The sequence below is a fragment of the Methanomassiliicoccales archaeon genome (assembly GCA_014361295.1).
In the GTDB taxonomy this organism is placed as follows: Archaea; Thermoplasmatota; Thermoplasmata; order Methanomassiliicoccales; family JACIVX01; genus JACIVX01.
Genome location: JACIVX010000037.1, coordinates 1 through 3781, shown reverse-complemented (window position 1 = coordinate 3781; position 3781 = coordinate 1). Strand labels below are relative to the sequence as shown.

Sequence of the window (3781 nt, the reverse complement as noted above, 5' to 3'; positions counted from 1 at the left end):
TTTCCTTCTTCATTTTTTTCACCTTTTATTATGTAATATAAAACTCTATTTAAATTTTCACAAAATAAAAAGAGAAGGAGGGGATTATTTCTTTGGCTTCTTTTCTTCCTTCTTTTCCTCTGTTTTCTTTTCTTCTCCCTTGCTTCTTCTCCTCCAGATTGCAAAGACTGCTATTGCTATTATGATAAGGATTGCTATTATTATCAGATATAGCCATATATTCACTTTTTCAGCTTTTATCTCTATCTGGATGACTTTTTCTGCGGTTGCGCCATCATTGTCTTTTACAATCAATGTTACATTATATGTTCCCTCTTTTTCGTATGCATGCTTTGGATTCTGCTCATAACTTATATTTCCGTCTCCAAACTGCCAGGTATAATTAACTATGCTTCCATCTTCATCTGTTGAGAGAGATGTAAAGTTAATATCCTCTTTTGGTTTCGGTTTATCTGGAGAATATGTTATCAATGCTGTCGGTGGCTTGTTCCTTACTTCTATTATCTGTGAAGTTGAGGCATTTGCTCCCAAATTATCTTTTACGGTTAATTTAACTACATATGTTCCATTATCTTCGTATTTATGAGTTGGGTTTTGAGCATAAGAAAAGTTTCCATCTCCAAAGTCCCATGTCCAATTAACTATGCTTCCATCTTCATCTGTTGAGCGGTCTGCAAATGTTATTGTATCTGTATCATATGGTTGCAATGGACTATAGGTAAAGTTTGCAACAGGTGGCTTATTCTTCTGAATTGTAAATGAAAATGTCGTAGTTGAGCAAGCATTGCCTGCATTATCTACTGCATAGTATTCAACGGTGTGGCTTCCTTCAGATGAAACAGTATGACTACCAGGAGAGCCAGATATAACATAACTTGTTCCATCTACTTTATATCTTATTTCCTTAACTCCTGAAATTGCATCTGAAGCAGTAAATGAAATTGTTACATCTGTTGTATATTTTCCCTCAACAAGTGTGCCAGCCAAGGAATGGCTTGCGGTTGGAGCGGTTTTATCTATTTTTATTGTTACGCTCTTATTTGCTTCTACATTTCCTAAATTATCTACGCTGTAGTAGTAAATTGTTGTCTGTCCTTCTGATGAAACTGTAAATGGCTCAGTATATTCACTCCAGTTTCCAGCACCAATCTTGTAATATATTTTATTTACTCTTGAGCCAGTATCACTTGATGTTAAATTAACAATTACATTGCTCTTATACCAGCCTGCATCGCCAACTGACCCACTTAATGAAGGAGTTGTGACTGGCGGAGTATTATCAACATTAACAATCATTGATTTTGCTGTTTCAATATTTCCTAAATTATCTACGCTGTAGTAATAAATTATATGTGTTCCTTCTCCAGAAATTGTAAATGGGGCAGTGTATTCAATCCAATCTCCATCATCAATCTTGTAATATGGTATATTTACTCCTGAGCCAATATCATTTGCATTTAAAGTTATTTGCGTAGATGAACTTATCCAGTGGTATGTTCCATCATAGTAGTAAGGTGTTCCAATTATTAGCGTTGTAGTTGGTGGGTTATTATCTACTTTAACAGTTATTGATTTTGTCTCTTCTTCGTTTCCTAAATTATCAATGCTATAGTAATAAATTGTATGCTCTCCTTCTTCAGAAATTGTAAATGGGGCAGTGTATTCAATCCAATCTCCATCATCAATCTTATAATATGTTGCTTTTACTCCTGAGCCAATATCATTTGCATTTAAAGTTATCTGCGTTGATGAGCTTATCCAGTGATTTGTTCCATCATAATAGTAAGGTGTGCCAATTGTCAATGTTGTTTCTGGCGGGGTTACATCTGCTTCAAGTGTCGCATTTTGAGTTATGAAATAAAGAGTTGGAGCTATGCTGACATTTCTAAAGATAATATCACTAACTCCTGTTGCTTTTGCTTCAAACTCAACGCTTGCAAGCAATCCAGGCGTTGTTACTCCTGGCGGGAATGGAATTTGCATTGCAAAGATTCCAACAGTTCCATTCTCATTATCTATGGGGGCGGTAAATGTGTTGAATAATCCACCATCTTCCACGCTAGTAACATTGAAATATTCTGGATTAAAATGCAACTCAAATCCAACAACACTAACTTCATTTCCATTTGGATCAAAGTAAATATTTAAAGTTGCAAAATCTTTTGTTATCTCATAAGTTGGCTCAATGCTTATCTCCACTGGTGGATTTTTAACTTCAACAGTTGCATTTGTAAATGCAAGAGAAACATTTCCAATATCCTTAACCAAAACATAACATAATTTGTCTGGACCTGCTGATGTCTCTACTTCTGGAAGGAAATTTATAAAAGCACTTCCAACAGCATTCTTTGCTTTAAATGTAATTGTCGCAAACACGCCGCCGGAAACGCCAGGCGGGAGAGTAAACCCTGTGATATTATATATTGTTCCATTTATATTATCTATTTTTACAAGATCAATAAAAAAGGTCTCAAACATGTTTCCGTTGCTAACATTTACTGCTTCAAGGAGTGTTGGGTCGAAAATAACAGAGCATTGAGCGATTAAAACATTTTCCGCATTTATTACCACATCAACGGTGAATTCTTCACCAAATCCAACTTCTGACTTTGATGGTTGAATTATCATTTCTGCATTCTCGCCTACTGCATTAATAACAGGAATAATTGAAAATAAAAGAATAAAAGAGAGGAAGAAAATTATCCCTTTTCTTATGTTTTTCTTTGTCATCTGCTTTCACCTCTTTAACCAGTCCATTTTAGTATTAATAGATATATATCTCCCGCATCTATCCTTCCGCTGTTGTCCAAATCATATATCCTTACTTCTTCCCAATCTTGACTGCTTTCATCCTTGAACCAGTTTGTGATTATGTAATACAAGTCGAGCACATTTATTCGCCCATCTCCATTGAAGTCTTCCTTTATTGGTGGAACATAGCAACTTGCCTCAGCTGTTGGCTCACCCTTTGCATTTCCAAGCTTATCTTCTGCATATGCATAGAATTCATAGTAACCTGGCTTGTAATAGCAGAATTCACTTGGCTTGTATATGAAGCTGAATGTATAACTGCTTCCTTCATAGCTTCCATACTCCTGCCAGCTTGTCCATGTTGAGCCATCTGGGCTATATCTGAAGTATAGTTTGATTAATTTAACTCCCGCAATTTCATCATCTGCATTTATGGTTATATCAAATGGCATTGTGCTGTTATCTCCTATTTCAATGCTTGTTGTTGGTGCGCTATTATCTATTATGAATTTCTGCTTGCCTTCATCGCTAAATTGTCCGCGCATATCGCTTGCCTTGAAGAAGAGATGATATACCTCGCCTTCGAGTAATCCAAATTGAGATGGAGTAAAGCTTATGCTTCCATATCTTGCTCCGTTGAAACTCTCTGAGCTATACCAATAGCTTCCATCAAAGCTCCAGTATATCTTATCAAGTCCAACATAGTTTTCTTCTGGCATATCTGTTGCATTCAGGTATATTGTTGTGTCGCTTGTTATTGCATGAATTATTTCTCCATCAAGTTCTATTTCAATGTTTGGCTCTCCATATTCCTTTGTTATTTCTGGTGGCTCTCTATCAAGGGCAACGAAGCATTCCGCATCATATGTTCCGTGATAATATGGTGGTGTCTCCACATTACCCAAGCAATCATAGGCAATGCTTATGAAGCGATACCATCCTCCTCCTTCTGGTGCATTGAAGCTTAAGGTTATATCTGGCACATCAAGGCGTTGTTCATATGGAATATCGAATGTTGCATATAGTTGCC

Annotated in this window: 2 protein-coding genes; both read right to left on the bottom strand. The window is 36.3% G+C overall.

What is annotated here, in order from left to right; all coding sequences use genetic code 11:
* Nucleotides 1-84: 84 nt before the first annotated feature.
* On the bottom strand, nucleotides 85-2730 hold the full coding sequence (locus H5T41_10780) for a PKD domain-containing protein (protein MBC7109243.1): 2646 nt from the start codon (nucleotides 2728-2730) through the stop codon (nucleotides 85-87).
* Nucleotides 2731-2744: 14 nt separating this feature from the next.
* The coding region (locus H5T41_10775; protein MBC7109242.1) for a hypothetical protein at nucleotides 2745-3781 on the bottom strand (1037 nt) is incomplete at its 5' end.

Excerpts from the sequence above, each read along its gene's own strand:
- H5T41_10780 (MBC7109243.1), bottom strand. The coding sequence starts at position 2,730 with ATGACAAAGAAAAACATAAGAAAAGGGATAATTTTCTTCCTCTCTTTT.